The organism is Blautia sp. NSJ-175, assembly GCF_022867815.1.
Classification (GTDB): Bacteria; Bacillota; Clostridia; order Lachnospirales; family Lachnospiraceae; genus Blautia; species Blautia celeris.
Map to the genome: position 1 here is coordinate 12,925 of NZ_JALIFQ010000031.1, position 26,763 is coordinate 39,687.

General features: G+C 49.9%; 21 protein-coding genes and 1 tRNA gene. 13 read left to right on the plus strand and 9 right to left on the minus strand.

Annotation, left to right across the window (positions count from 1 at the left end; translation table 11 throughout):
• Nucleotides 1–8 precede the first annotated feature (8 nt).
• The 5 genes from MUB35_RS27700 (at nt 9) to MUB35_RS27720 (ending at nt 4,807) form a co-directional block, all read left to right on the plus strand.
• A complete protein-coding gene (locus MUB35_RS27700) occupies nt 9–1,610 on the plus strand; it encodes an FAD-dependent oxidoreductase (protein ID WP_244807205.1) in 1,602 nt (533 codons plus the stop codon).
• Between the two features lie 14 nt (nt 1,611–1,624).
• A complete protein-coding gene (locus MUB35_RS27705) occupies nt 1,625–2,467 on the plus strand; it encodes a fumarate hydratase (RefSeq protein WP_103731166.1) in 843 nt (280 codons plus the stop codon).
• The gene (locus MUB35_RS27710) at nt 2,468–3,028 is read left to right on the plus strand and encodes a Fe-S-containing hydro-lyase (RefSeq protein ID WP_033143673.1); all 561 of its coding nucleotides are present in this window, start codon (nt 2,468–2,470) and stop codon (nt 3,026–3,028) included.
• A 90-nt stretch (nt 3,029–3,118) separates the two neighbouring features.
• Nucleotides 3,119–3,433 (plus strand): hypothetical protein, encoded by a 315-nt coding sequence (locus tag MUB35_RS27715; RefSeq protein WP_033143672.1) that lies wholly within the window; start codon nt 3,119–3,121, stop codon nt 3,431–3,433.
• A 57-nt stretch (nt 3,434–3,490) separates the two neighbouring features.
• Entirely contained in the window at nt 3,491–4,807 is a 1,317-nt protein-coding gene (locus MUB35_RS27720; protein WP_244807206.1) for a M23 family metallopeptidase, read from the plus strand.
• A gap of 139 nt (nt 4,808–4,946) precedes the next feature.
• Here MUB35_RS27720 and MUB35_RS27725 read toward each other — a convergent pair whose 3' ends face one another.
• Nucleotides 4,947–5,810: a TraX family protein gene (locus MUB35_RS27725; RefSeq protein WP_244807207.1), complete on the minus strand. Its 864-nt coding sequence runs from the start codon at nt 5,808–5,810 to the stop codon at nt 4,947–4,949.
• Between the two features lie 304 nt (nt 5,811–6,114).
• Between MUB35_RS27725 and MUB35_RS27730 the strand changes: the two genes are divergently transcribed.
• Complete coding sequence (locus MUB35_RS27730) at nt 6,115–7,197, plus strand: zinc-dependent alcohol dehydrogenase family protein (RefSeq protein WP_197064107.1); 1,083 nt, start codon at nt 6,115–6,117, stop codon at nt 7,195–7,197.
• A gap of 7 nt (nt 7,198–7,204) precedes the next feature.
• Entirely contained in the window at nt 7,205–8,218 is a 1,014-nt protein-coding gene (locus MUB35_RS27735) for an aldo/keto reductase family protein (RefSeq protein ID WP_033141468.1), read from the plus strand.
• 137 nt (nt 8,219–8,355) lie between these two features.
• Here the strand turns inward: MUB35_RS27735 and asrC are convergent, their stop codons facing one another.
• The 4 genes from asrC to MUB35_RS27755 form a co-directional block, all read right to left on the minus strand.
• Complete coding sequence (gene asrC, locus MUB35_RS27740) at nt 8,356–9,324, minus strand: sulfite reductase subunit C (protein WP_033141467.1); 969 nt, start codon at nt 9,322–9,324, stop codon at nt 8,356–8,358.
• A gap of 12 nt (nt 9,325–9,336) precedes the next feature.
• A complete protein-coding gene (gene asrB / locus MUB35_RS27745; RefSeq protein ID WP_033141466.1) occupies nt 9,337–10,131 on the minus strand; it encodes an anaerobic sulfite reductase subunit AsrB in 795 nt (264 codons plus the stop codon).
• On the minus strand, nt 10,128–11,141 hold the full coding sequence (gene asrA / locus MUB35_RS27750; RefSeq protein WP_033141465.1) for an anaerobic sulfite reductase subunit AsrA: 1,014 nt from the start codon (nt 11,139–11,141) through the stop codon (nt 10,128–10,130). Before asrA ends, asrB begins: the two co-directional genes overlap by 4 nt.
• Nucleotides 11,142–11,270: 129 nt before the next feature.
• Entirely contained in the window at nt 11,271–13,016 is a 1,746-nt protein-coding gene (locus MUB35_RS27755) for an ABC-ATPase domain-containing protein (RefSeq protein WP_033141464.1), read from the minus strand.
• 233 nt (nt 13,017–13,249) lie between these two features.
• On the opposite strand from MUB35_RS27755, the gene MUB35_RS27760 reads away from it, so the two are divergent.
• A tRNA-Arg gene (locus tag MUB35_RS27760) sits at nt 13,250–13,323 on the plus strand.
• 45 nt (nt 13,324–13,368) lie between these two features.
• On the opposite strand, the gene MUB35_RS27765 is transcribed toward MUB35_RS27760, so the two are convergent.
• Complete coding sequence (locus tag MUB35_RS27765) at nt 13,369–13,794, minus strand: KTI12 family protein (RefSeq protein ID WP_244807208.1); 426 nt, start codon at nt 13,792–13,794, stop codon at nt 13,369–13,371.
• Complete coding sequence (locus tag MUB35_RS27770; protein ID WP_244807209.1) at nt 13,760–14,851, minus strand: GntR family transcriptional regulator; 1,092 nt, start codon at nt 14,849–14,851, stop codon at nt 13,760–13,762. Before MUB35_RS27770 ends, MUB35_RS27765 begins: the two co-directional genes overlap by 35 nt.
• A gap of 157 nt (nt 14,852–15,008) precedes the next feature.
• Between MUB35_RS27770 and MUB35_RS27775 the strand changes: the two genes are divergently transcribed.
• From MUB35_RS27775 to MUB35_RS27795, 5 genes are all read left to right on the plus strand, one after another.
• Complete coding sequence (locus MUB35_RS27775; protein WP_244807210.1) at nt 15,009–17,315, plus strand: EAL domain-containing protein; 2,307 nt, start codon at nt 15,009–15,011, stop codon at nt 17,313–17,315.
• A 35-nt stretch (nt 17,316–17,350) separates the two neighbouring features.
• Nucleotides 17,351–18,178 carry a MerR family transcriptional regulator gene (locus MUB35_RS27780; protein WP_103731161.1) on the plus strand — a complete coding sequence of 276 codons (828 nt, stop codon included), beginning with the start codon at nt 17,351–17,353 and terminating at the stop codon, nt 18,176–18,178.
• A 190-nt stretch (nt 18,179–18,368) separates the two neighbouring features.
• Nucleotides 18,369–22,829 carry a diguanylate cyclase domain-containing protein gene (locus MUB35_RS27785; RefSeq protein ID WP_244807211.1) on the plus strand — a complete coding sequence of 1,487 codons (4,461 nt, stop codon included), beginning with the start codon at nt 18,369–18,371 and terminating at the stop codon, nt 22,827–22,829.
• Nucleotides 22,830–23,146: 317 nt separating this feature from the next.
• A complete protein-coding gene (locus MUB35_RS27790) occupies nt 23,147–23,575 on the plus strand; it encodes a hypothetical protein (RefSeq protein WP_033141460.1) in 429 nt (142 codons plus the stop codon).
• 21 nt (nt 23,576–23,596) lie between these two features.
• Nucleotides 23,597–23,956 carry a YccF domain-containing protein gene (locus MUB35_RS27795; RefSeq protein ID WP_033141459.1) on the plus strand — a complete coding sequence of 120 codons (360 nt, stop codon included), beginning with the start codon at nt 23,597–23,599 and terminating at the stop codon, nt 23,954–23,956.
• A gap of 56 nt (nt 23,957–24,012) precedes the next feature.
• On the opposite strand, the gene MUB35_RS27800 is transcribed toward MUB35_RS27795, so the two are convergent.
• A complete protein-coding gene (locus MUB35_RS27800; RefSeq protein ID WP_033141458.1) occupies nt 24,013–25,623 on the minus strand; it encodes a mannitol dehydrogenase family protein in 1,611 nt (536 codons plus the stop codon).
• 2 nt (nt 25,624–25,625) lie between these two features.
• A complete protein-coding gene (gene uxuA / locus MUB35_RS27805) occupies nt 25,626–26,693 on the minus strand; it encodes a mannonate dehydratase (RefSeq protein WP_018595261.1) in 1,068 nt (355 codons plus the stop codon).
• Nucleotides 26,694–26,763: the final 70 nt, after the last annotated feature.

Genomic DNA, 26,763 nt, shown 5'->3' on the forward strand with positions numbered 1-26,763 from the left:
GGATAGCCATGTTTACACCAGAAATGCTTGAGTCCATTAAAAAGGTGGAAGCGACCAGAGACGAACGTATGGGCATGGAACCCAGGCGTATGACCGCTGATGAAAAAGACGCCCTCTTGAAGGCTTATCATCCGGACTACAAAAAAGACGGCTTTACAGAGATCAAGATCGGACCAAACAAGGGCCAGAAAGCCCCCACAGAGCTGGGACATTTACTCCACTCCAACAGCCGTCTGTTAAATGTGGATATAGATTTGAACAAAGTGGATTATGACGTGGACGTGCTGGTGATCGGCGGCGGCGGAGCAGGTTCTTCCGCTGCGATCGAAGCTCACGAGGCAGGCGCAGACGTTATGATCGTCACAAAACTGCGTATCGGTGATGCCAACACCATGATGGCAGAGGGCGGTATCCAGGCAGCAGACAAGGAAAATGACTCCCCGGTACAGCACTATCTGGATGCTTTCGGCGGCGGACATTTTGCAGCAAGGCCGGAACTGCTGAGAAGACTGGTTATGGAAGCCCCGGACGCGATTCAGTGGCTGAACAAGCTGGGTGTTATGTTTGACAAGGACGTAGAGGGAAATATGGTCACCACCCACGGCGGCGGTACCTCCAGAAAGAGAATGCATGCCTGCAAGGATTACTCCGGTGCGGAGATCATGCGTACTCTGCGCGATGAGGTTTTAAACCGTCAGATCCCCGTTGTGGAATTTACATCCGCAGTGGAGCTGATCAAGGACGAAAAAGGTCAAGTGGCAGGTGCTGTTCTTCAGAACATGGAGACAGAGGACTATATGGTGGCAAGAGCAAAGACGGTTATCATTGCGACCGGCGGCGCAGGACGTCTCCACTATCAGAATTTCCCCACATCCAATCATTATGGTGCAACCGCAGACGGTCTGGTTCTGGGATACCGTGCAGGCGCTCCGCTTTTATACCAGGATACCATTCAGTATCATCCTACAGGTGTTGCGTATCCGGCACAGATCTTCGGCGCTCTTGTTACAGAGAAAGTACGTTCTCTGGGAGCCATGCTTGTAAATATTGACGGAGAGGCATTTATGCATCCTCTGGAGACACGTGACGTGGCAGCAGCTTCCATTATCCGCGAGTGCAGCGACAGGGGTAAAGGCGTGGCAACACCTCTTGGCAGCGGTGTATGGCTGGATACGCCCATGATCGAGAGAATCGGCGGAGAGGGTACTATTGAGAAACGTATCCCTGCCATGCTTCGTATGTATATGAACTATGACATTGATATGAGAAAACAGCCGATTCTTGTATACCCGACTCTTCATTACCAGAACGGCGGTCTGGAGATCGGCGGAGACGGATTTACAAAGGAAATCAGCAATCTGCTGGTAGCCGGTGAGGCGGTAGGCGGAATCCACGGCAGAAACCGTCTGATGGGCAACTCTCTTCTGGATATCATTGTATTCGGCCGCAACGCAGGTAAGGCCGCAGCAGCCAGGGCAAAAGAGACAGAGCTTGGCACCATGACACTGGAGCATATTGAGAAATATGCGGAAGAACTGAATAACGCAGGCATTGCTTCCGATGATGTATCACCGCTGCTGCTTCCTAAATATGCCCGCCACGAGAGATAGGAGAGTGAACGTATATGCGTGAAATAATGGCAAGCCAGATAACAGATGTCATTGAGAACCTTTGCATCCAGGCCAATGAACATCTGCCTGAGGATGTGAAATGTGCGATCAAAAACTGCAGAGCATGTGAAGACTGGGAAATTGCACAGGGCGTTCTGGACAATATTATTGAGAACTTTGAGATCGCTGACGAACAGAATGTACCAATCTGCCAGGATACAGGAATGGCATGCGTATTCCTGGAAATCGGACAGGACGTACATATCACAGGCGGTAATTTAAGCGAGGCTGTGAACGAAGGCGTGCGCCGCGGATACGATAAGGGATACCTGAGAAAATCCGTAGTAAAAGACCCGGTGCGCAGAGGCAACACAGGCGACAACACACCGGCCATGATCTATACCGAGATTGTTCCGGGTGAGCAGATCAAGATCACAGTGGGACCGAAAGGCTTCGGAAGTGAGAATATGAGTGCTATCCGCATGTTCAAACCGTCAGCAGGCCTGCAGGGAATCAAGGATTTCATCCTGGAGACAGTCGAGACAGCAGGCCCGAACCCATGTCCGCCTATGGTTGTGGGCGTGGGCATCGGAGGTACTTTTGACAAGGCTGCCCTTCTTGCGAAAAAAGCATTGATGCGGCCCATTGATTCCTCCAATGAGGACCCGTACTATGCGGATCTGGAAGTGGAAATGCTGGACAAGATCAACAAGCTCGGTATCGGACCGCAGGGATTCGGGGGTAAGACCACTGCCATCGGACTGAACATTGAGACCATGCCCACACATATTGCAGGTATGCCGTGTGCCATCAATATCAACTGCCACGTGACCCGCCACAAAACGGAGGTGATTTAAATGGAAAAACATATTACACTGCCCCTTACCGAAGAGCTGGCAAAAACTCTTCATGCGGGAGATACCGTATATGTAACAGGAACCATCTACACCTCACGTGACGCAGGCCACAAGCGCATGTGCGAAGCACTGGCAAGAGGTGAGGAACTTCCCTTTGACCCCACTGACGCTACCATCTATTATGTGGGCCCCACACCGGCGAAACCGGGCCAGGTCATCGGCTCCGCAGGCCCTACCACCAGCGGACGTATGGATGCCTATGCACCGACTATGATGTCCGTAGGCGCAAGAGGCATGATCGGAAAAGGCGCCCGCCTTCCGGAAGTCATTGAAGCTATGAAAAAATACAGCGGCGTTTACTTCGGCGCGATCGGCGGAGCAGGCGCACTGCTGGCAAAATGTATAAAAAAAGCGGAACTGATCGCGTATGAAGATCTGGGCGCGGAGGCATTGAGAAAATTATATGTGGAGGATATGCCTCTGTTTGTCATCATCGACAGCGAAGGAAAGAACCTGTACGAAGAGGGCAGAGCCGCTTATCTGGCACAGCATAAAGAGTAAGACAGAATCTGAGGGACGTAAGACAGACCGCTTCTGAAAGAACAGAGGCGGTCTTTGCACCACATTAAAAGAGGGAATGGAGAAAATAGAATGACAAACTTATTAGAAGCACTTATGATACTCTGCTTCGGCCTGTCGTGGCCGATTTCAATCCGTAAATCCTGGATTTCCAGAACAGCAAAAGGAAAGAGCCTTTTCTTTGAGTTCTTTATCTGGATTGGTTACGTGTTCGGTATTGCCCGCAAAGTGATTCTGTGGATGGAAGCCGGATCAGCAGGAACTTCTCTTGACTGGCTGTTTTATCTGGGATGGTTCTTCTACATACTGAATATTGTTGAGATTTCCATTGACATGGCACTCTATTTCAGAAATGTAAAACTGGATAAAGCAAGAGAAAAAGCCTGAGTTCTAAGTTCACGCCCCATTACATAAACTGATACAGAATGTGACCGGGGGCCGGACATGAACAGACAGAGATGGAAAAAATATGGTTTTACAGCGGAAGTTATTGTGTTGACTCTGACGGCAGTGCTTTGCTGGAAAGATGTCTCAGACGGTGCCTTTGCTGCCGGAAGGAATACGAACGCGGCAGCAGATGTACCGGATTCCGGCACTATAGGTGAAGAGAACGCCGGTACGAATGGCGAAGAGGGTTCTGCCGCAGGAAGCGGAGAGGATTCCGCCACGGAAAATGTGGAGAAAGACTACATAAAATGGGTGGATTTCCATGTGACCAGTGAAGCCATGCGTCAGGCATGTGCCTACGATGTGGATACATATGGGCAGGAAGGCCATCTAAACTGGGTGGATCTGCTGGCCTATCTGGGAGCCAGATACGGCGGAGATTTTAAACAGTATAAGGCAAAAGATATGGATGAGATTGCCGACAGGCTCCAAAAAGGGGAAACTACCGTGGAAAAGCTGTCTGCGGAGATAAAGTCTTTTGACTACTACCGTGAGGCCTACGGTGCAGTCCTGGATGGTTTGGTGGGAGAGTATGAAATAGAGGCAGAAAATGAAGGCCAGGAAGTGCAGAGCCGGGACAGTCAGGAAGTGCAGAACCGGGACAGCCAGGCGGAGCAGGGACGTAAAGAGGATCAGAATGACCAGGAGAGCCCGGGGATGGTAAACTGGACAAAGAAGTATGGACTGAAAGGATTCAGTCCGATTGCGAAAAGTTTTCCCTATAATGACTATGATGATTTCGGTGTGGCCAGGAGCTATGGTTATAAGAGAGAACACCTGGGGCACGACATGATGGGGCAGACAGGCACACCCATTGTGGCGGTGGAGTCCGGTTATGTGTCAGCTATGGGCTGGAACCAGTACGGCGGATGGCGTCTGGGAATCAGCAGTTTTGACGGCAGGCGGTACTATTATTATGCCCATCTGCGCCAGAATTTTCCCTACTGCAAATCCCTGGAAGTGGGAAGTGTCGTGCAGGCAGGTGATGTGATTGGCTATATGGGGCGCACCGGATACAGTGCAAAGGAAAATGTGAATAACATTGACACAACCCATTTACACTTTGGCCTGCAGCTTATTTTTGACGAATCCCAGAGAGAGGGAAATCATGAAATCTGGGTGGATGTCTATGAACTGGTCAAATTCCTGTATAAGAACCAGTCAGAGGTGGTAAGGGACGATGCGACAAAAGAGTGGTCCAGGGCAATGCAGATAAAAGACCCGGAGGCTCTGGAATATCTGAAGTCAGCGGAAGAAAAAAAGACAACAGGCGGCAATACGGAAAAACAGCCGGCAGATGCCGATGCAGGATAGCAGACAATGGTCAGTGCTTCGGAAAAGCGGCGATAAATACTTATCTGTTTTGTAAGATCAGAGACCTTATGAAAGGGAGCAGTGAAACAATACTGTCCTTTTGATAAGGTCTCTTTTACATTTTATAATAGTTCTTTCTTTAGGCCGCAATCCTGGCAAGTATCACAAGCAGATATACATGCAGCGGATAATAAACATAAAAGAAGTATTTCATTTTTCGCCCCCGCTGACCGTTGTAGAGCAGAATAAAAGGAAGCGATAAGATCATAAACCACTGGTCATTCAGGATAAACAGATTTTCATAGGTCAGTCCCGCACCAGCCGCGGAGAAGAAGAAAAATCCGGACATAAGTACATAGAAGACAGAAAGCCTGATTTTCTTATTTCTGAGAAAGTAGAATCCGATTCCAAGGACTACCCAGAAGACAGAGCCTTCCACGAAAACAGGTGAGGGGATCAGGGTATACATTGCCTGGAAGGCGATTCTGCCCACAGGTGAAAGCTCTGCCATATTTCCCATAAACAGGATAACCGCAATTCCCGAGAATACGGGTACGAGCAGCATTACCAAAGCGGCTCCTGCCTTTTTCCATTTTCTTTCTTTTCCGCCTTCAATGAGCAATTCAATAGCCCAGATGTAAAGCCCCACAAGAAATAAAGTGGCAAACATACCGTTAATGACCATAGCCCCGCCGGGATGCGGCAGGAAGGCGTTGACCAGGCCATTTCCCACGGACATAAGCACAGAGGCGATATACAGCCGTTTGAGATACGCCTTCCGGTCATGTGTATGGGAAAAGCCCTCCGCCATGGCAAACAGAAACAGGGGTGCTGAGATCCGGCCCAGCAGAGTAAATATGTGGGGGACCGGAAGAATCCCGCCTCCCAGGTAATAATAAATGTGGTCAAGTGTCATCAGCAGAAGCGCCAGAACCTTCAAAGAATAGGAAGTGAACCCCGATCTGGCAGCGGCTGTTTTATTTGGTATTGCAATCTCGTTCATTTCAAACCCTCCGTGATATTTGTTTTACAGTGTTGATTATAGGGTATGACAGGGATATCTACCATCGATTTACCTTACAAATTCGGAACTTTTATTACATTTTTGTCACCTTTGGCGGGGATGTCCGTAAGTATACAGAAGGGCCTGCATGACGGAAGGCAGTTTAAAAAATATACGAAAACACGACATGAAAGACAGCAAGGTGTCGCAGATATCTCTAATAACCTCCGCGCAGAATGGTATAATAAGGACAAATAAAAAACAGCAGAAAATGCTGGAATTTACGGTTGGGAGGACAACAGTTATGGCAGTAAAAATGCTTCCGAAAAAGATGGCAGGTGCAATACTTCCGGGCAACAGCTCAGTTGAAATGAAGGAGTTCGATGTTCCGAAGCCGGGTCACGGACAGGTATTGATCCAGACAAAGGCAACAACGATCTGCGGCAGTGACATCCGATGCATTTACAGAGAACACGTGGGAAAAGGACCGGAAGGATATATTCCGGGTATGGTGGCAGGCCATGAGCCCTGCGGCGTGATTGTGGAGGAGGGCGAAGGCCTCCGCAGGTTTAAAAAGGGTGACAGAGTGATCGTATATCACATTTCCGGATGCGGTGTGTGCAATGACTGCCGAAGAGGATATTACATTTCCTGTAAGAGCAAATTCCGTCAGGCATACGGCTGGCAGAGAAACGGCGGCATGGCTCCGTACATTCTGGCGGAGGAGAAGGACCTGATCGCCCTGCCCGATGAACTCACCTACAAAGACGGTGCGCAGGTTGCCTGCGGATTCGGTACGGTTTACGAGGCAATTGAGAAAATCGGCATCAGCGGAAATGATGCGGTTCTGGTGACGGGACTTGGACCTGTAGGCCTGGCAGCCCTCATGCTTGCCAAAGCGCTGGGCGCGAATAAACTGATCGGTGTGGAAATGAATGACTACCGTATTGAACTGGCTAAAAAACTGGGTCTTGTGGACCATGTCTTCAAACCGGGCGAGAATACCGTGGATGAGATACTGGAAGTGACGGGAGGATACGGCGTTGAACGTGCGATTGATGCCAGCGCCAATGATGCTGGCCGTCAGCTTGCCATCCGCGCCACAAGAGAATGGGGCAAAATTGCCTTCGTAGGTGAAGGCGGAACCTGTACATTTAACCCAAGCCCGGATATCATTCACGGACAGAAGACAATCTTTGGTTCCTGGGTGACAAGCCTGTGGAGAATGGAAGAACTGGTGGAAAGGCTGGTGCGCTGGAATATCCATCCGGAAGATCTGATCACAGACGAGTTCCCCATCGAGAGAGCGGGCGAAGCATATAAACTCATGGCCGGCGGACAGTGCGGCAAGGTAGCTGTAGTCTTCGGCGACCAGGATGAAAGGTAGGCACAGGATGACAAAAGGAGTAGACCCGGCAAAAGTGCCTTACAGAACTTTATATACAGGAGCCAGAATGCCGGCGATCGGTATAGGTACCTTTGGCTCTGACAAGTATTCCGCAGAGCAGGTGTCAAATGCAGTTTACGGTGCCGTGGAAAACGGATACCGCCTCATTGACTGTGCATCCGTCTATCAGAATGAAAAGGAGATCGGTGCTGTGCTCGGACGTCTCTTTGACAACAAAGTTGTAAAGAGAGAGGAGCTGTTCATCACAGGGAAAGTGTGGAATGACATGCACGGGGAAGGGGAGGTTATAGCTTCCTGTAAGCAGAGCCTTGCAGATTTGGGGCTTTCTTATCTGGACCTGTACTTTGTACACTGGCCGTTTCCGAATTACCACGCGCCGGGCTGTGACGGGGATTCCAGGAACCCGGATTCAAAACCCTTTTCCACAGAGGAGTTCATGAGTGTGTGGAGACAGTGCGAACAGCTTTTAGAGGAAGGTCTTGTGCGCCACATCGGTATGTCCAATATGACCATACCGAAGCTGGAGGCTGTGCTTCCCTTTTGCAAAGTACAGCCCGCAGCCATTGAGATGGAGCTTCACCCGGGCTTTCAGCAGCCCGAGCTGTTTGCGTACGCGCTGGAGCACAGGATCGTGCCCATCGGCTACTGCCCCATTGGTTCCCCCTCACGCCCGGAGCGTGACAGGACCTCTGAGGACGTTGCGGACACCCAGATGCCCGAGATTCTGGAGATCGCCAAAGCCCATCAGATACATCCGGCTGTGGTGTGCCTGAAATGGGCGGTACAGCGGGGGCAGGTGCCCATTCCTTTTTCCGTAAAGGAACCGCAGTATATCAGCAATCTGAAATGTACCACCGAAGACCCGCTGACAAAGGAGGAGATGGAGAAAATCCGCCTTGCAGATAAGAACTGCCGTTTGGTAAAAGGCCAGGTATTCCTCTGGCCGGGGGCAGAGAGCTGGGAAGATTTGTGGGATTTGGATGGGACGATCACAAAATAGGGATATAAGAGAAAAAGGGCTTTTCCGGGTATGGTTTACCCGGAAGAGTCCTTCTCAAGAGGTAAAAGCAAAGCGCACAGAGAATTGAGGAGGTTCTCTGCGCGCTTCGACGCGTAAGTCCGTCAGACCGGGCTTTTCTATTTTGTATAATGGACACCTTTCCAGTACACAGGAGTGGTAACTTCCGCAATTTCAGGCAGTTCCACGCCTTCAAGCGTCCATTTCTTAAACTCTTCAAATCCGGTGCGGTCCACAATGTAGCCGATGTGTTCCTTGCCGCCGGGAGCGGAACGGTCAATGTAGTGTTCTACATATTTATAGGTGTTCAGGATAATCTTGATGATGCTGTCCTCATCCACCCATTTGATGAAATCCTCGCCAAGACGCGGATTTCTCTTTCCTGTACGTCCCAGAAGGGTGAGACGGTAATATTTCTTTTCATCCCTGGTCCATGCGGAGGCAGGACAGTTCAGAACGCATTCACCGCAGCCGATGCATTTCTCTTCATTTCTCTTTGGACGGTAGTTTACAGTCTCCAGAGCTTCCACGGATTTGCGGCGGCAGTATTTGACACAGGCACCGCAGTTTACACAGCGGCTGGGGTCCAGACGGGGAAGCGTCATTCCCATGATGCCGAAATCATGCATGCGGACTTTGGCACAGTCATTGGGACATCCGGTCAGGGCAATCTTGAAATGCAGATCGTTTGGGAAGATGGCCTTCTCGATCCGTTTTGCAAATGCCGTGGTATCGTAGCAGGCGTAAGGACATATGCGGTTGCCGATGCAGGCGCTTACGTTTCTGGTCCCGGAAGCCGGATAGCCTGTGCCCGGGTCCGTCTGATTTATGTCCAGTCCTTCAATGATGGGCTGCAGCATTTCGTTGACTTTGGGCATATCTGCATAGTCAATGCCGGGAATCTCGAATCCCTGGCGGTTGGTAATGTGTACGGTTCCGTTGCCGTACTTTTCAGCGATATCCTGTATCATGGACAGATAACAGGCATCCATATGACCGCCCGGTACACGGACACGGGAGGCTGTTTTGCCGCGCTCTTTTGTGACGCGGAATGCATTTTTCTTTAAAGCCTTTGTATTGACATCCATTCCCTGCACCTCCTAATCCAGCAGCTGACGGCCTTTGGTAAAGTTAAAGACAGGGCCGTCCAGACATACATAGACATCATTGATCTTACAGTGGCCGCATTTTCCAAGGCCGCAGCACATTTTGCGCTCCTGGGAAATCCAGATCTGTTCTTCTTTCAGGCCTCGGTCCATAAGGGCCATGGTGGAAAAGCGCATCATGGCGGGCGGGCCTACAACAATGGCGCAGGCGTCATCCATATTACCAAATTCAAGGTCAGGGATATAGGCAGTTACCAGTCCCTCTCTGTAAGACTCGTCACCTTCCCTGCTGTCCACTGTGAGGATCAGGTTTAAATTCTCTTCCCAGAGCTTCAGATCCCGGCGGAACAAAATGTCATCCGGCGTTTTGAAGCCTGCAATTACGGTGACGCTTTTGGCCGCCCCGGGATTGCGTGCAAAGTAGTCGATCACCCCGCGGACAGGGGAAACACCGGTGCCGCCTGCCACAATAACAAGCTCTTTATCTTTATAATTTTCCAGGTCGAATCCGTTTCCGTAAGGTCCGCGCAGCAGCAGGGTGTCCCCCTCATACTGCTCAAACACTTCGTTTGTGACCTTGCCAACGCGGCGTATGGTCAGGTCTATACAGCCGTCGCCGATGCCGCTGACAGAGATGGGAGCCTCGCCGTATTTGGGGATGGATACCTCAAAGAACTGGCCCGGTTTCACATCACCTGTGTATTCCATGCGGAAGGTGTACTCAATTGCTGTGTGGCGAATTACTTCTTTTATTTCTGATCGGAAAGGAATATATTCATTTTTTATCATAAATCTTCCACCTCCTTCATGGCATCAGAAAGGCGGTTCAGGCAGTGTGAGAAGGAAATGTACTCCGGACAGACATCGTCACAGCGTCCGCAGCCCACACACATCTGATAGCCCGCTCTCTGTTTGAAATCCAGTGCCTTATGCATGACTTTAAAGCGCATACGTTCCCCGTTGGTTTTACGATAACTTCCTCCGCCTGCCACGTCCGTGTAGCCGTCCACCATACAGGAGGCCCACACTCTGCGGCGCTCGCCCACCTTACCGTTGTCTGTATAGAACAGATCCTGCATGGTGAAGCAGGTACAGGTCGGACATGAAAAATTACAGCGTCCGCAGTTGATGCAGCGGCTGTCATATTCTTTCCAGACAGAGCTTTTAGCGGCTTTGGCTGTCAGGTTTTCGGGAATATGTACGCGGGTCTTTGTCTCTGTCACGAAAGCCGGGGAGACGGTTTCCTGGGAAACGGCATATTTTCGGAAGAGTTCTTCCTGCTCCTGCCATTTTACATCTATTTTCCAGGTATCGCCTGTAAGGTCCAGGCTGAAATCATAATCCGTGTTTTTATTGGTTCCCATATCCACGCAGAAGCAGGAGTCAAAACAGGAGGAACAGCCCAGAAGCGCGAATTTTACATGGTCGCGGAGCTGCCTGTAGTAGGAATCCTCAGGGCCGTTTTCCAGATACATATAATCCAGACGGCGTATGGCGTGAAGGTCGCAGCTTCTCAGGAAGATGACAGCATCCTTCTTTGGCGGATTCGGTTCGGTTACCTTGTCCTCTGTGAAATAAAATAAGGTCTGGGAAATGGGGAGCAGCACTTCCTTGGGAGAGAAGCGTGACTTCCTGTCAAGTACGATTTCCTCAGGGGAAGTGATCCTGTCATAGCGGACCAGATCCGTATCGGAAAAGGCTCCCTTATTCGGAAAAAGTCTGGGAGCGTAAAGGTCATAAGTTTCGGTAAGAGCAGAAAAGACTTGCTGTAAATCCTGCGTCTTGTAACAATAACCCATAATTTCACCTCTTTCATAAATGGTGTGAGGGCGCAGAAAAGCTGCGGCTTCACTCGTTTCAGATAAGTATAGCCGCAGCAGTCTGGGAATGCCGTGATAATTCTCACGATTTATAAAGTTTTTTGTGCTTTACTGCCTTCTGAACCGGTTAAAGCAGGCGTAAATCTCCTGAGGCCTGGGCATGGCCAGCCCGCAGGGCGTGTAGGAGGTTCCGCAGACAGAGGAAAGTCCCTTTGTCTCAAGCTGGTGCAGAAGCAGCTTCACTACCTGGTCCAGGGTCTTTCTGCCGTCGATGAGGTTCTCACATGCATAGCGCAGGATGGAGGCAAGAGCTGCCGTCTGTTCGTAGTCCGCAAGCTGTTCCACATACCGCAGGTCCACGGATTCTTTGCCGATGGAGAAGGTATAGCGGTCATGTGTCTTGGTCTTCAGACCTCTGTTTTCTCTCTGCCCGTGGCTGTGCTCCTCCGGTCTGCGGCCCCTTGACCGTCCCTGAGGCTCACGAAAATCAGGTGTGGTCATGATTCTGCGGCTTTGAGGCAGCGCAAAGGCTGGCGTGTCTGCCGGGGGCAGCGGAAAGTCTCTGCAGAGTTCCTTCACGGCATGTGTTATGTCCACAGGGCGGTAGCAGTCCATCTGGATAATGGTGTCTGCAATGTGGAAAAAGGCACCGCTGCTGCCTGCCACTAAGATGGTGGAGATACCGGCCTCGGTGTACAGATCCCGGGCGCGCTCCAAAAACGGAGTGATCGGCTCCTTATGGCGGCTGATCACATGCTGCATAAAGGTATCACGGACCATAAAGTTGGTGGCAGAAGTGTCCTCATCTATGAAAAACAGATGGGAACCTGCCTCCATGCTCTCCACAATAGCGGCAGCCTGGGACGTACTTCCGCTGGCGTCCGGGGTGGAGAAGCAGCGGGTGTCCTTTTTATTGGGAAGGTCATTGATGAACATGGAAATATCCACATCCTTTACAAAACGTCCGTCCTCGGAGCGCAGCTTCACTGCTGTGTCGTCCGCGATAACATACTCCCTGCCGTCCCCGGCGATGTGGTTGTATACACCGGATTCCAGGGCATTCAGCAAAGTGGATTTTCCGTGGTAGCCGCCGCCTACAATGAGGGTGATGCCCACCGGGATGCCCATGCCGGTGATCTTCCCTTTGTGGGGAAGAGTCAGCTCAGTGCGCATGGAGTCCGGGGAGATGAAGGGGACACAGTCGGAAAGCGGCTTGTCCGATACACCGCTCTGTCTTGGGAGGATGGCGTTGTCAGCCACGAAGGCAGCCAGCTTACGCTTTTTCAGTTCCTCCCGGATGAACTGCTGGTCCTCTGCCAGAAAAAACACATTTTCCACAGTTTTTGCGTTTTGGTTTTTATACAGGAAAGATTTCCGCACGCATACAGGCAGAAATTCAAACAGGATTTTTTCCAGCTCAGGAGCGTTGATGGTCCTGCCGTTTGCCGGAAAGCCCACAGTGAAGCGGGCGGTCACGTCGGTATCGGTGATCTCACAGGCAGTGCGGTCCAGGATTTCCTGCCCGCAGCGGCTGACGGAGATGAGTCCGCTCTTTCCCGAGCCTTTGGCCCTGAAGCTGAAATGGTATACCTGCTGTTCAAACTGTCTGTTCAGATAGTCCTGAAGGGCGATTCTGGTATGCCTTTCCTTATAATAATGGGCAGGAAAACCGGCGGTCTTCAGGGGGATTTTTACACTCAGACTGGAGGGCGCCGCAAAGGGGTCCCCCTGCACATGATCGATAGATAATGTATAGTCACCGAAGGAGTAGATACCCCGCAAATCCTTGTAGGCAGGATAGCTTTTCCGGTGGATGGAGGCCAGCATGGTCTTAAGATCTGATGATGATTTCATATTCTTGTCACTCCTTTATATAAATAAGCAGACTGCGCTTACCCTTTACTATAAACAATCCGCTGAAAAATGGCAAGTGTAACTGTTTGCTTCCGGCAGTCATCTGTTAAGTATGACGGTAAAAGAGTGATTAAAAAAAGTTTCAAAAACCTATTGACATTTTTCGCACCATAGGATATAATAAATTTCGTTGCTGAGGCAATAACAAATTAATATCTATCCAATTATTGGATGTGCGCGTAGCTCAGCTGGATAGAGCGTCTGGCTACGGACCAGAAGGTCGGGGGTTCGAATCCTCTCGCGCACGTCAAGGCCCTTGTAAAATGAAAATTTTACAAGGGTTTCTTTTTGTTCAGATATACAGGCGGATAAAGGACATATCCGGTGCCGCGATATCGGAAGCTTCGGGAAGGCCGCAGCCGGTCATGAAGTTGCGGACAAAAGTCAGGATATGGCAGTAGCATGCACTGAGCTGCTCCGTGAAGGCAGCCCGGTCTCTCCTGCAGAGATATTCAAAAGCCTGCAGCCCCATCTGGTTAATGATATTGGACATCTGATTGCCTTCCGCATAGAAAGAGAAATAATATCCCCAGTGCAGTGTCTTTCTCACTTCCTTAAGAATGATACGAAAAGGGTACAGAGGCATCTGCTCTATGATACAGTCCATGATCAAATCAAGGGGAATAGCATTGGGTTCCCGGAATCTCTGCGCCAGGGAATCCAGGATCTCATCCGTTATCCGGTCAAAGGTCAGCCTGACAGCAGGGGGGGACGGCAAGCGCCATGAACTGCAGGCCGCTTAAGTACAGCAGCGTGTCTTTTTTATAGGTTCTGTCCTTCATACAGACAAAGGTTGCCTCGTCATTAAAGAGGGTGACTTGTGTTCCTTTGACATTGTAGGTTCTGCAGAAGCCCAGACGGTTCAGGTCAGAGAGCGCCTTGCGCACCGTGGAGACAGAGACCTGGTACTGTCCGGCGAGTATTCCCTCCGGAGGCAGAAATTCCCTGTCCTTATAGAGGCCCATTCCGATCTTGTCAATAATATCCCGTACAATCTGCATATAATAATGATCACGTCCCAGGTCGGCGTTCCAGGAGTAGACGTTTTTACCGGCTGCCTTTACCTGTGGGTTTTCTGAGACAAGTATTTTCAGATGTTCCTGTATGATATCTGTCGTAAAACGATAAAGCGCGGTAAAATAGTGCAGAGCCTCCTCGGCGTTTTCCGGCTTCAGCAGTCCGGTGTCCCAGAAAGTGTTATGACTTATTACATTTTCCCAGGGTCTTACAATGGAACCTCTGCGCTCCCAGAAAAAGGGAATCTGGGCATAGAGTTCCAAGCTGATATACAGGTCACGGAACAGCAGACTGCCGGAGGCGGAGAGAATTTCATGCAGGAACATGGAATAGGTCTGCCACTTATTCCTGCGCACTTTTTTCTCATGCGCCAGAATCCAGAGGCAGTGCTGCATCTTTTCCTCCCCGCAGACCAGGGCAGAGAAGGAAAAGAGAGGAGGCATCAGGATAGTCATGGTCTCATACACAGACAGGATAGAGTCTCTGTGCTCCAGGACTGTGCGCACGGACGGTTCCTCAGGAGAGTGGTTCCCCGAAGGGCGGTATATGACGCGGGAGGGTTTCCGCTCGGCTGTCTGGATGAGACCTTCCTTTGCCAGGGCTTTCAGTACCTCCCGGGCTGTGCGCATTCCCACATGGTATATTTCGCAGAGCTGGCTCATGGAGGGGAGCGCACTTCCGTAAGGAAGAAGTCCGGTCTCAATCTGTTCCCTCAGACTTTGGTATAAAAAATCAAATAATCTGTTCTTCTGTTCCATGGTGCAGCCTCCCTTATGCTGATAGTATATCTCTATTATAATACTATATGTATATGTACACAAATATAAGATTGCGCTTCAAAATAAATTCAGTGTAAAATATTCTAAAGAGAAAAAATAGGAAAAACAGAATCGTATTTTGGCAGGAGTATGGAACATGAGACGAAGGGTGGGAAAAGGCTCCGTATATCAGGGGCCTTTTTTGATAAGCGGAATGCAGGTGGGGATCATCGGGGTGGTCATCCTGATCACGCTGCTCATTTCCGCCTGGAATGCCATTGACCTCCGGAAGGTGCTGGATCACAGCACGGAGGAATATTTAAATGATGTGACAATGCGTATGGCAGGGGAGATTGGCAATACCATGCATCACAAATCCGAGGACCTGGCAATGATATCAGAGTTTGCCGCGGGGTATCTGCCGGATTCCTTTGGGTCGGGAGAGGATACGGCAGAGCTTCAAAATTTTCTGGAAGAGAAGGCCGGAGTGCTGGAGTTTAATTTTCTGACGGTTATAGACAGGCAGGGAAAAATGGTGCATACAGAGGTGCCGGAGACCATTGGCAAGGCGGAACTGAAGGGAATGGCAGAACTGGACTGTGTCAGGGCAGCCTTTAAGGGGAGAACAGGAACCAGCTATCTCGGGGGTCAGGAAATCATCTATTCCGTGCCGGTTTATGGCGGCGATGGGGAGAAATCCGTGGAATATGTCATGGTCGGCATCCGCAGCAAGGAAAAAATGCAGGATATGATCGCGTCCAAGAGCTTTGACGGACAAAGCCTGAGCTGTATCATAGACAGCAGCGGGAAGGTGATTCTTTCCCCCACGGATTTAAAGCCATTTCTGCAGCTGGATGATATTTTCAAGAAGAGCAAAGACGGGAAAGTTGTATCTGAGATTGATGAGATGCGGAAAAATATGCGGAGGGGCACAGGCGGAATCCTGGCATTTACATCCACGCATCAGGATGAACTCTATCTGTCCTATGACGCGCTGGGAGTAAATGACTGGGTTCTGCTGACCATCATACCTTCGGACCTGATTGCAGGCAGCTCAGAGGGGAGTATATGGAGATTTTTTCTGATCCTCATATTTGTCATGGCCGTATTTTTTATCTTCCTTATAAAGGTGTACCGATTTTTCAGCACAGGAAGAAGGGAACTGGAGCGCTATGCGTTTGAGGACCATGTGACCGGAGGCATGAACCAGGCGGCTTTCTGCCTGAAATATGAGGAGCTGGCCTGTAAAATGGCCCCCTCCTCCAACTGTATTGTCATGATGAATGTAAAAGGCTTTAAAATGGTCAACGAGAGATTCGGCATTGAGGGAGGCAATGAGATGCTGCGCCATATCCACCGGGTATTGCAGCGTCATATCAAACCATCTGACGATGAATTTGCCGCCAGAAATGAATCGGACAATTTTTTCCTGTGTCTTCGGGATGCGGAGCCTGCGCGTATCCGGGCAAGGCTCAGGGACATTATTACAGAAGTGAATGCATTTTCGGGATCCGAAACTCCCCGCCATCCTGTGGCATTCCGTCAGGGAGCCTGTATCATTGAACACCCAGGCGAGGAGATCACCATTCTGCAGGATCATGCGCGCCTGGCGGAGCAGAGTGTGGAGAAAAAGGCTGGGGAGGAATGTGTCTTCTATGATGAGAGTTTTGTAAAGCGCCTGAAATGGGAGGAGGAGATGAACGAGCTGTTTGAGGAATCCCTCCGCAGCCGTTATTTCCGGGTATATCTGCAGCCAAAGGTCAGCCCCAGGACCGGTGAGGCAGAGGGGGCGGAAGCGCTGGTGCGCTGGCAGCACCCGGAGCGGGGCGTGATCTGTCCATCGGATTTTATCCCGCTGTTTGAGAGAAACGGAAAGATATGCAGGCTGGATGTATATGTGTTCCGGGAGGTGTGCGCTCTCATGGCAAAGTGGGAGCGAATGGGAAAAAGGCTGATTCCTGTCTCTGTCAACCTGTCAAGACAGCATTTCAGGGAACCGGGCTTTCTGGAGGAGTTTTCCGGTATCGCGAAACAGTACCGTGTCAGGACAGAGATGCTGGAATTTGAGCTGACAGAATCCATATTTTTGGATGGGGAGCAGATTGATGTGGTAAAGGACAGTATACATCGGATGCACGCACTGGGATTTACCTGTTCTCTGGATGACTTTGGTTCCGGATTTTCCTCCCTGGGCCTTTTAAAAGAATTTGATGTGGATGCTCTGAAGCTGGACCGTCTCTTCTTTCTGGATATGCACAGTGAGAAGGCAAGAGATGTGATCGCATGTCTGATGGAGCTGGCAAAGAAGCTGAATGTGAAGACCGTGGCGGAGGGAATAGAGGAACCGGAGCAGGTGGAGTATCTGCGGCAGGTAAATTGTGATATGATACAGGGGTATGTCTATGCAAGGCCGATGCCGGCTGATGCATTTGAAGAAAAATATGTGCGTGGTATAATGGTCTGAGAGCGTACAGAGGATAAAACGCAAGGGGGTAGGACATGTTTCAGAATTCCATACTTTTTACAGCAGGGCAGTTTGCCAGGCTGCATCATTTAAACAAGCGGACACTGCATTACTATGATGACATCGGCCTTTTTTCTCCTGCATACAAGGGAAAGAACGGATATCGCTACTATACATACCGGCAGAGTGCGGAACTGGAAAGTATATTGGCGCTCCGGGAGCTGAATATGTCCATCGGGGAGATCAAAGAATATCTGAACAAGCCCACAGCCCAGGGATTTATATCTCTTTCAGAGAAAAAGATAGGGGAGATTGAAGATACCATCCGCAATCTGGAGAACCTGCAAAACGTTCTGAAGAAGAAACAGGATATGCTGCGGCTCTGTATGGAGGTGGAGGACGGGCAGATTGATTTGATCAACTGTGAGGAGGAGTATGTTTTTATAACACCACTGTCCTCTGAGGCACAGCAGGGAGAATTCGTGGATATGCCCACTCTGCTGGAGCATCTGCAGAAGACCTGGGATCTGAGCAAATATAAGACAAGCTGCGGCAGCATACTGTCTGTGGAAAAAATCCGGCAGGGCGAATTTGAAATCTATGACGGATTATATACCCAGTTAGAGAGTCCTGTGCGGGTGGAGGGATTTTACAGAAAGCCGGAAGGTACTTATCTGCGGGGCATCTGTACAGGAAGCTGGGACAGACTGCCCGGACTTTACAGCCGGATGCTGGCTTTTGCGGAAGAGCACGGCTTACGGATCACAGGATATGCCTATGAAATCGGAATGAATGAAATAGCAGTCTCGGATATAGAACAATATGTCACCCAGGTGACGATCCTGACGGAGCCGGATAGTTAGGCCTGCCTTTGCGGCAGGTCTTTTCTGTTCTGTACTGCTGCAAGTTGCCTGCACTCTGCCCGGATATATGGAAAAAAATTACAATTTTACCCGGAAAAGTTTAAAAACCGTCAAAGTTGTAATACAATAGGAGTTATATAAACGGGTGTGGGAGGAAAGGGAGCAGAAGACAGAAGGAGGCCGATTGAGGATGAATGAAAAAGAGAACAGTTCTGACGGGATGGAGGAGATCGGCGGAGGCGTATTTAACTGCCGGTATGACAGGTATTTCACCCTGATCGATGCGGATGATTATCTGTTTGAGTTTTTAGGATATACCAGGGAAGAATTTTCGGAGCTGTTTCACGACCATATTCTGGACACCGTCTATGAGGGTGACCGGAAAATGGTCATGGAGGAGATACACAGACAGTTGAAGAACAGCAAGGTTTTCATGTACGAAAACCGTCTGGTCCAAAAAGGAGGCACGATCTGCTGGGCCTGGATCAGTGCAGAGCTTATAGAAGATAAGGAACAGGGAGACTGGTTCCACTGTATCTTTCATGATATCAGCAGGGAGAAGGAGGCACAGAGACAGCTCGCTATCAGTGAGAAGCGGTATGAGATCGTGCTCTCCCAGATGCAGGATATTATTTTTGAGCTGGACTGTGTCACCTATGAAATATATTACTCCCCTAATTTTGAGAAAAAATTCGGGTATCAGATTCCATCAGATGGTTTCCCGGATTCCATGTTTGCCACAGATATTGTGTATGAGGCGGATAAGGCAGGACTTCGGAGCGGATTTCAGGCCATTTTAAAGGGGAATGACAAGATGGAATGTGAGTACCGTCTCAAAGCAAAGGACAACTCTTATCTCTGGGTGGATGTCCATGCGACTGCGCTTCGGGACAGGGACGGGAAGCTTTTGAAGATCCTGGGCATTATCTCAGATATTGACCAGAGAAAAAAGGAGATCATAAGAGCCCAGAAAGCGGCTGCCTTAGATCCTCTCACCGGACTTCTGAACCGGAGGGAATGTGAGGCCAGAGTGGAGCGTTATATGCAGCAGGGGCATAATCCCGCGGCGATGCTTCTCATTGATGTGGATAATTTCAAACAGATCAATGATACCTATGGGCATCTGTTCGGTGACAGGGTGCTGAGGGAAACCGCGGGAAGCCTCAGGGCCATTTTCAGACATGAGGACATTGCGGCACGGATCGGCGGGGATGAATTTGTGGTATTTATGACCAATCTGCAGAGGAACAATGTGATTGACAGCAAAGTAAATGCCATACGCAATATCTTTGACCATTACACCAACGGGGAGACTATCTGCAGTATCGGATGCAGCATCGGAGTCAGCTTTTACCCGGAACACGGCACGGATTTTATGTCCCTGTTCGCAAAAGCGGATGCTGCCATGTACCAGGCAAAGAAAAACGGCAAGGGACAGTACAGTATATATGGAGAACGAAGGGCGAACACGGCAGAAGAAGCAGAGGAACTAAAAGTCCCCGCCCTGCTTCCAATGAAGGAGTCCTCCCATAAGGAGATGGTTTACCGGACAGCGCTTAAGGAAGCCTGCATCAATGTATGGGAATATGATCTGAAGACCCGTACGCTGTTTTTGACAGAGGGAGCACAGGAGAGCCATGGCTTTCGGCAGATGGCCAATGCGCCGGAAGCCTTGCTTAAGGAGGGGTATATACATCCGCGGAGCCGTCAGGATCTGCTTGACCTGTACCGCAGGCTGGAGAAGGGGCAGAGCCATGTGCAGGCGGATATTCTCACCCGCTCAGCAGACGGAAGTTACTGGTGGTGGGAACGGGTCACCTATGCCATGCTCTATGACGGGGAGCATGTGCCCTGCAGCGCAGTTGCTGTGGGGGAGGATATCACAAAGCAGAAAAAAGCAGAGATGATCTGCCAGCAGGAGATGCAGCTCAGGCTGACCTATGACGGCGGTGTGATCGCCAGCTTCCGGTGTAATCTTGATCAGAACTGTGTAGAGTATGTAGACGGAAAAGTCCGGAGGGAGTATTCTCCGGGAATGACATATGAGGAGCTGATGGTGCTTCACAATGAAAGTATAGCCAACGAGGAAGACAAACTGCGTCTGCTGAAACTCATGAACCGTGAGGCGCTTTGCAGAGCCTATAAAGAGGGAAATACAACCATTAATTTTGAATACCGCAGAAAAGAAGGCAGCGGCAGGCTGTCCTGGGTCAATGCCGTGGCCCGTCTGGTGCGGGATGTACAGAACGGAGACCTCTATGTCTACGGTACACTGGAGGATATCAACGAGAAGAAAAATCTGGAGCTTGCCCTGAAATTCCGGGCGGAATATGATGTGCAGACAGGTGTGTACAACAAAGATACCGCCATACAGATGATAGGTGATGCACTGCTGAAAAACCACGGCAGAAGACAGTCCTATGCGCTGCTGGTATTCAATGTGGACTTTTTCACAAAGCTGGTACATGAAATCGGCTATGTGGCTGCGGATGATGTGCTGAAGGAGATAAGCAACCAGTTAAAAATGAGGTTTATAGAGGACGCCATTATCGGCAGATTCTACGGGGATGAGTTTGTAGTCTTTGTGTATAACAATCCCAGGATGGAATTTGTACGGCAGTGCGCGGAGGAGGTTGTCAGGGCGATTGCACTTCCCTATATGTTTCCCAATATCAGCCGGGCGGTCAATGTGTCCTGCGGTATTATTTTTGACAGCAGGTCCGACAATATTTTTCAGGGACTGTACCAGAAGGCAAGGGCAGCTTTGGAGACAGGCGTATCCATGGGCAGGAGCGGTGTCTTTGTCTACAGCGAGCAGTTGAAGAAATATAAGCCGGATAATCCCGGCATAAGGGGAACCGGGCAGTGTATGCCCCATACAGAGCATGACAGTGAGGGAGAAAAGGTGGTGCTGCAGAGTATGTTTGCGCTGACCGGCGCGATGGATTTTGGGCATTCACTGGAACAGGTGCTGGAATCCCTGGCTGTCTATTACGGCGCGGACCGGGCGTATGTGATCGAATGTGAACCGGAGAGCAGAGGTGTCAGGGATGTCTATGAGTGGAAGAAGGAGGGAGCGTCTTCCATCTGTTCCGGCATGAGGCCTTATCTGTACCCGGGAGGCCCGGGAGGCTGGAGATGGGAGGAATTAAGGCAGCTTCAGTACATTCGTGATGTGGAACCGTGGAGGGAGAAGCGCCGGGGGCTGTATAAAGCTATGAAGAGCCTGGGTATTGAGTCCTGCTTTACGGCAGGGCTTGAGGAAGGGGATAAGCTGATTGGCTACATGGGCGTTGACAATCCCACAAGAAACACAGAGCATACGGCAGTTCTCAGTACCATGCAGTATTTTATGGCAAATGAACTGACAAAGCGCAGGCTGCAGGAAAAGCAGGAATTTCTCATGCATCACGATGAGCTGACAGGCGTGCTCAACCGGAACAGTTATAAAGAGTATTGTTCCGGTCTTAAAGAGGAGAGTCTGATCTCACTTGGCATCGTTTCCCTGGACATCAACGGGTTAAAGGATATCAACAGGGTATATGGAAATGCATACGGTGACAATGTGGTACAATTTACTGCGGGTATCATGCAGGAAGAATTTCCGGCGGCAAGGATCTACCGTTTTACCGGTGACGAGTTTCTGCTGGTCAGCGAAAATATATCTCACGACTCTTTCATAAAACGTCTGAAGAAAATGAGGGAGAGGATGCGGGATGTGGCAGGCATTTCTGTGGGAAGTGCCTGGTCGGATACGGATATCAGCCTGGATTTTCTCATCGCCAGTGCGGACGAGCGCAGAATGATAGCAAAACAGGATTACTACAGTGAGCATCCTTACGCAGAAGTCCACAGAAACGCAGGGGTATTGAAGGCGCTGTTAAAGGAGATCGCAGAGGGAAGGTTTACAGTCTATCTCCAGCCTAAGATTGATACATATAATAACAAACTCTGCGGTGCAGAGGCATTGGTGCGCTACCAGGACCCGGAGAAGGGAATTGTGCCGCCCGGGAAGTTCATCCCTTATCTGGAGACAGCGGGCCTGATACATTATATAGATTTCTTTGTCTTTGAAGAAGTGTGCAGAATCCTGAAAGAGTGGGAGCGCAGAGGTGTGGAGCTGATTCCCGTCTCCCTTAATTTTTCCAGGGCAACCCTGCTGGAGGAGCAGCTTATAGAGCGGATGGAGGAGATCATTTTCCGCTATGGCGTGGACAAACGGTACGTGGAGATAGAGATCACGGAGAGTATGGGGGAGGTGGAGCGCAACACAGTGGCCCAGATCGGAAAGCAGATCTGCCAGGCAGGTTACCATATAGCTCTGGATGATTTCGGAGCCAAATACAGCAACCTTTCCTTCCTGTCCGCAATCCGTTTCAATCACCTGAAGCTGGACAAGGGGCTGGTCAATAATCTTCTTACCAATGAAAACGCGCGTATCATTGTGAAGAACATCCTGGCGCTCTGCCAGGAGCTGCAGATGGAAGTGGTGGCTGAGGGTGTGGAGAACAGAGAACAGCTTGAGGTGCTGAAGAATCTGGAATGCTTCTATATTCAGGGGTATTATTTCAACAAACCTCTTCCCAGGCCCGAATTTGACAGGCAGTACCAGAAAGCGGGAAGTCAAAAGGGCAAGGATCAGAAAAGCTGAGTGAAAACAGGAGAATGCGGGGCATCTTGCGGAAAGATGTCCCGCAACTCTGTTTTTATAAAGGAATATATTGACAAGTTGTGTGCTCTGTGCTATATTCTATACAAGCAATCGAAAGGGAGTAGCTGAACGTTCAGAGATGAACGGGTTTGAAATCGTCAACCGATACCGAGAGGTGTCCGTATCAAATGAGATAGCAAGACTTTTATTGTGGCGGATGTCATAATAGAGGTCTTTTTTTAGTTCCATCTATTTTCAGCACACCTTCCAGATATCCGCCGCAGGAAAGCCGGCTGAAAAAATGGAGGAAAAGAAAAATGAGAGACGAAGTGAGAAGAAGAGAGATTGAGGAAGCAGCAGCGGCAGGTGAGAAGGCTCTTTACAGCCTGGAAAATGCAAGAGAAAAGCTTCAGGGAGCAAAGAACTGGGGAATCTTCGATATGCTGGGAGGCGGGTTTTTCACAGACATGGTAAAACATTCAAAAATGTCGGATGCCACAGCTTATATGGAGGATGCAAAAAGCCAGCTCCTTGTCTTCCAGAGAGAACTTAGGGATGTCCAGGTTCCCCTTGACCTGCGCATGGACATCAGCTCATTTTTGAATTTTGCTGATTTCTTCTTTGATGGGATCGTGGCTGACTATCTGGTGCAGAAGAAGATCAATGATGCCAGAGAGCAGGTGGATGACGCGATCATGCGGGTGAGAGCGATTCTCGGGGAGCTGAGAGACCTGTTGAATGAATAAGATAGAATAGGAGGGAATTATATGGGATGTCTTGGAAATGTACTGTGGTTTGTGTTCGGCGGCTGTATCAGCGGGCTGAGCTGGTGTCTGGCAGGGCTTTTGTGGTGTGTCACGATAGTGGGTATTCCTGTGGGAATGCAGTGTTTTAAGTTTGCTGCACTGGCTTTTTTCCCTTTTGGGAAGGAAGTGCAGTACGGCGGAGGGGCAGGCTCCCTGCTTCTCAATGTCATCTGGATGATAGTGACAGGAATCCCCCTGGCTCTGGAATCTCTGCTGATCGGCTTTTTGCTCTGTGTCACAGTGGTAGGTATTCCTTTTGGAATGCAGCATTTTAAAATCGCCAAGCTGGCACTTATGCCGTTTGGAGCGGAAGTATACTAAATAAAAGAAAAAATCGGGGCTGCACGAGCGGAGGATTCGTGCAGCCCCGAAGGGTTTTAAACGTATTTTTCCAGTGTGCTGCGGACAGCGCCTGTACCAGCTGTCATCTGTGAGAAGTAACTGCATACAGTGTCAGCCATGCCCACATCATAGAGGTTCACACCGAAGATCTTTTCATTTTCCAGAACCGGTTTCAGCAGTTTTTCCGCATCCACGGCCTCGCCCAGTTTTACGTCTGCAACGTAGGGGCGTACGGTATCCAGAAGCGGATCCGGACTTAATTCAAAAGCATTGCCGTTGTCATCCACACCCATCAGATAGCGGAACCATCCTGCGAATACAAGAGGAATCAGCTTCAGGTCTGATACATGCAGCTTGGGGGACGCCTGATATGCCTTGATGGTCTCACCGAAACGGATCGCCAGCTTCTGGGAAGTATCTGTGGCAATACGCTGCGGGGTATCCGGCATGAACGGGTTCGGGATACGGACACCAAGTACCGTGTCAATGAACTCTTTGGGGTCCAGAATGCCCGGGTTTATAACAACCGGCAGGCCTTCTGCGTAGCCGATGCCCTCTACCAGCTTCTTCAGGGTCTCGTCCTTCATCTCTTTGGAGATCAGGTCATATCCCAGAATGCAGCCGAATACGGCAAGGGCGGTGTGCAGAGGATTTAAGCAGGTGCAGACTTTCATCTTCTCCACCTTGTCAACTGTCTCACGGGTAGTGAAGATCAGGCCGCCTTTTTCAAGCTCGGGTCTTCCGTTGGGGAAGGCATCCTCGATGACCAGGTACTGGCATTCCTCTGCGTTTACGAAGGGAGCCACATAGGTGTTCTTAGAGGTTACCACCGGCTCTAATTCTTCCACGCCGTCTTTTTTCAGGATCTCTTCCACGGACGGGTCAGGTCTGGGAGTGATCTTGTCGATCATGGACCAGGGGAAGGAGACTTTAGCCGGGTTCTCGATATAGTCCACAAAGGCTTTGTCTGTCAGGCCCGTCTTTGACCATTTATCAGCAAATGCGAAGACTGCGTCGTGGAGTTTGCTTCCGTTGTGGGAGCAGTTGTCCATGCTCACCATAGCGATAGGCTTTTCGCCTGCCTGGAATCTGGTGTACAGAAGGCTTACCACTTTGCCGATGTAGCTCTCCGGTTTTTCCGGGCCTTTTTCCATGTCAGCCACAACAGAGGGGAGCATCTCACCTTTTCCGTTAACAAGGCTGTAGCCTTTCTCTGTGATGGTGAAGCTGGCCATCTGCAGGGAGTCTTTTTTGAAGATCTCACGCAGACGGTTGAAGTCCGTGTCATTCTCGGAGTCAACGGTGAGAGATTCCACAACACTGCCCACAACGGTTTTCTCTACAGAGCCGTTTGCTTTTAAAGTCACAAGGATATTGTAGCCGTCGTGGGGACGGTTCATTTTCTCTATGATCTCATAGTCAAATCCCTCTGCAACTACCAGGCCGCGGTCCAGAACGCCTTCATTTAAAAGGTTCTGCACCACATTTGCCTGAAAGGCGCGGAAGATGTTGCCGGCGCCGAAGTGGACCCAGAACGGATTTTCCATGGTCTTTTCCGTTACGGCTGCTCTGTCGAATTTCGGAAGGGAATAGCCTTTGCTTTCCCACTGTTCTCTGTTTTTTAAACCCAGTTCATTTACCTGCATGACTATCTTGCTCCTTTCACGATTGCTTCCCAGAGTCCGTTTAAGTAAGTAGCGCCCAGTGCTCTGTCATAGAGGCCGTAACCCGGCATTGCCACTTCGTCCCAGATCATGCGGCCATGGTCAGGGCGGACAGGTCCTTCAAATCCGATGTCGTAGAGTGCTTTCATGATCTCATACATATCAAAGGTTCCGTCTGTGGAAAGATGGGCAGCCTCCTCAAAATCTGTAGGAGAGTTGAATTTCAGGTTACGCACATGTGCAAAATGGATTCTGCCTTTTAAGGAACGGATCATATCCGGCAGGTCATTTTCCAGGTTGGTGCCGTAGGAACCGGAGCAGAAGGTAACGCCGTTGTGCGGATCATCCACCATTGCCATCATGCGCAGGATGTTGGCTTTGTTGATGATGATACGCGGAAGTCCGAATACGCTCCATGCAGGATCATCGGGATGGATCGCCATATTGATGTCGTATTTGTTGCAGACCGGCATGATGCGCTCCAGGAAGTATTTCAGGTTCTCGAATAATTTTTCGTCGTCAATGTCTTTGTACATGTCAAACAGCTCTTTGATCTTAGCCATACGCTCCGGCTCCCAGCCCGGCATGATCGTGCCGTTGGTGTCGCCTGCGATGGATTCAAACATGTTCTCCGGGTCAAGGGCGTCAACCGCTTCCTGTGTGTACGCAAGAACTGTGGAGCCGTCCGGTCTTACACGTGCCAGCTCTGTTCTGGTCCAGTCAAAGACAGGCATGAAGTTGTAGCATACCAGATGGATATCTTCTTTTCCCAGGTTTTCCAGAGTTTCGATATAGTTGTCAATGTACATGTCTCTCTCCGGAGAGCCTGTCTTGATGGCATCATGGATGTTGACGCTTTCGATACCGGAAATATGAAGGCCTGATGCGGCAACTTCCTCTTTCAGGGCAGCGATGCGTTCCCTGCTCCATACTTCGCCCGGCTGTGTGTCGTAAAGGGTGGTGATAACCCCTGTCACACCTGGGATCTGGCGAATCTGTTTCAGAGTCACTGTGTCGAATTTAGAACCATACCATCTTAATGTCATTTCCATAGTTTTTGTATCCTTTCTCTTTTCCGCTTGGGATTCATTTACTTTGTTATCTATTATTATAATTACTGCA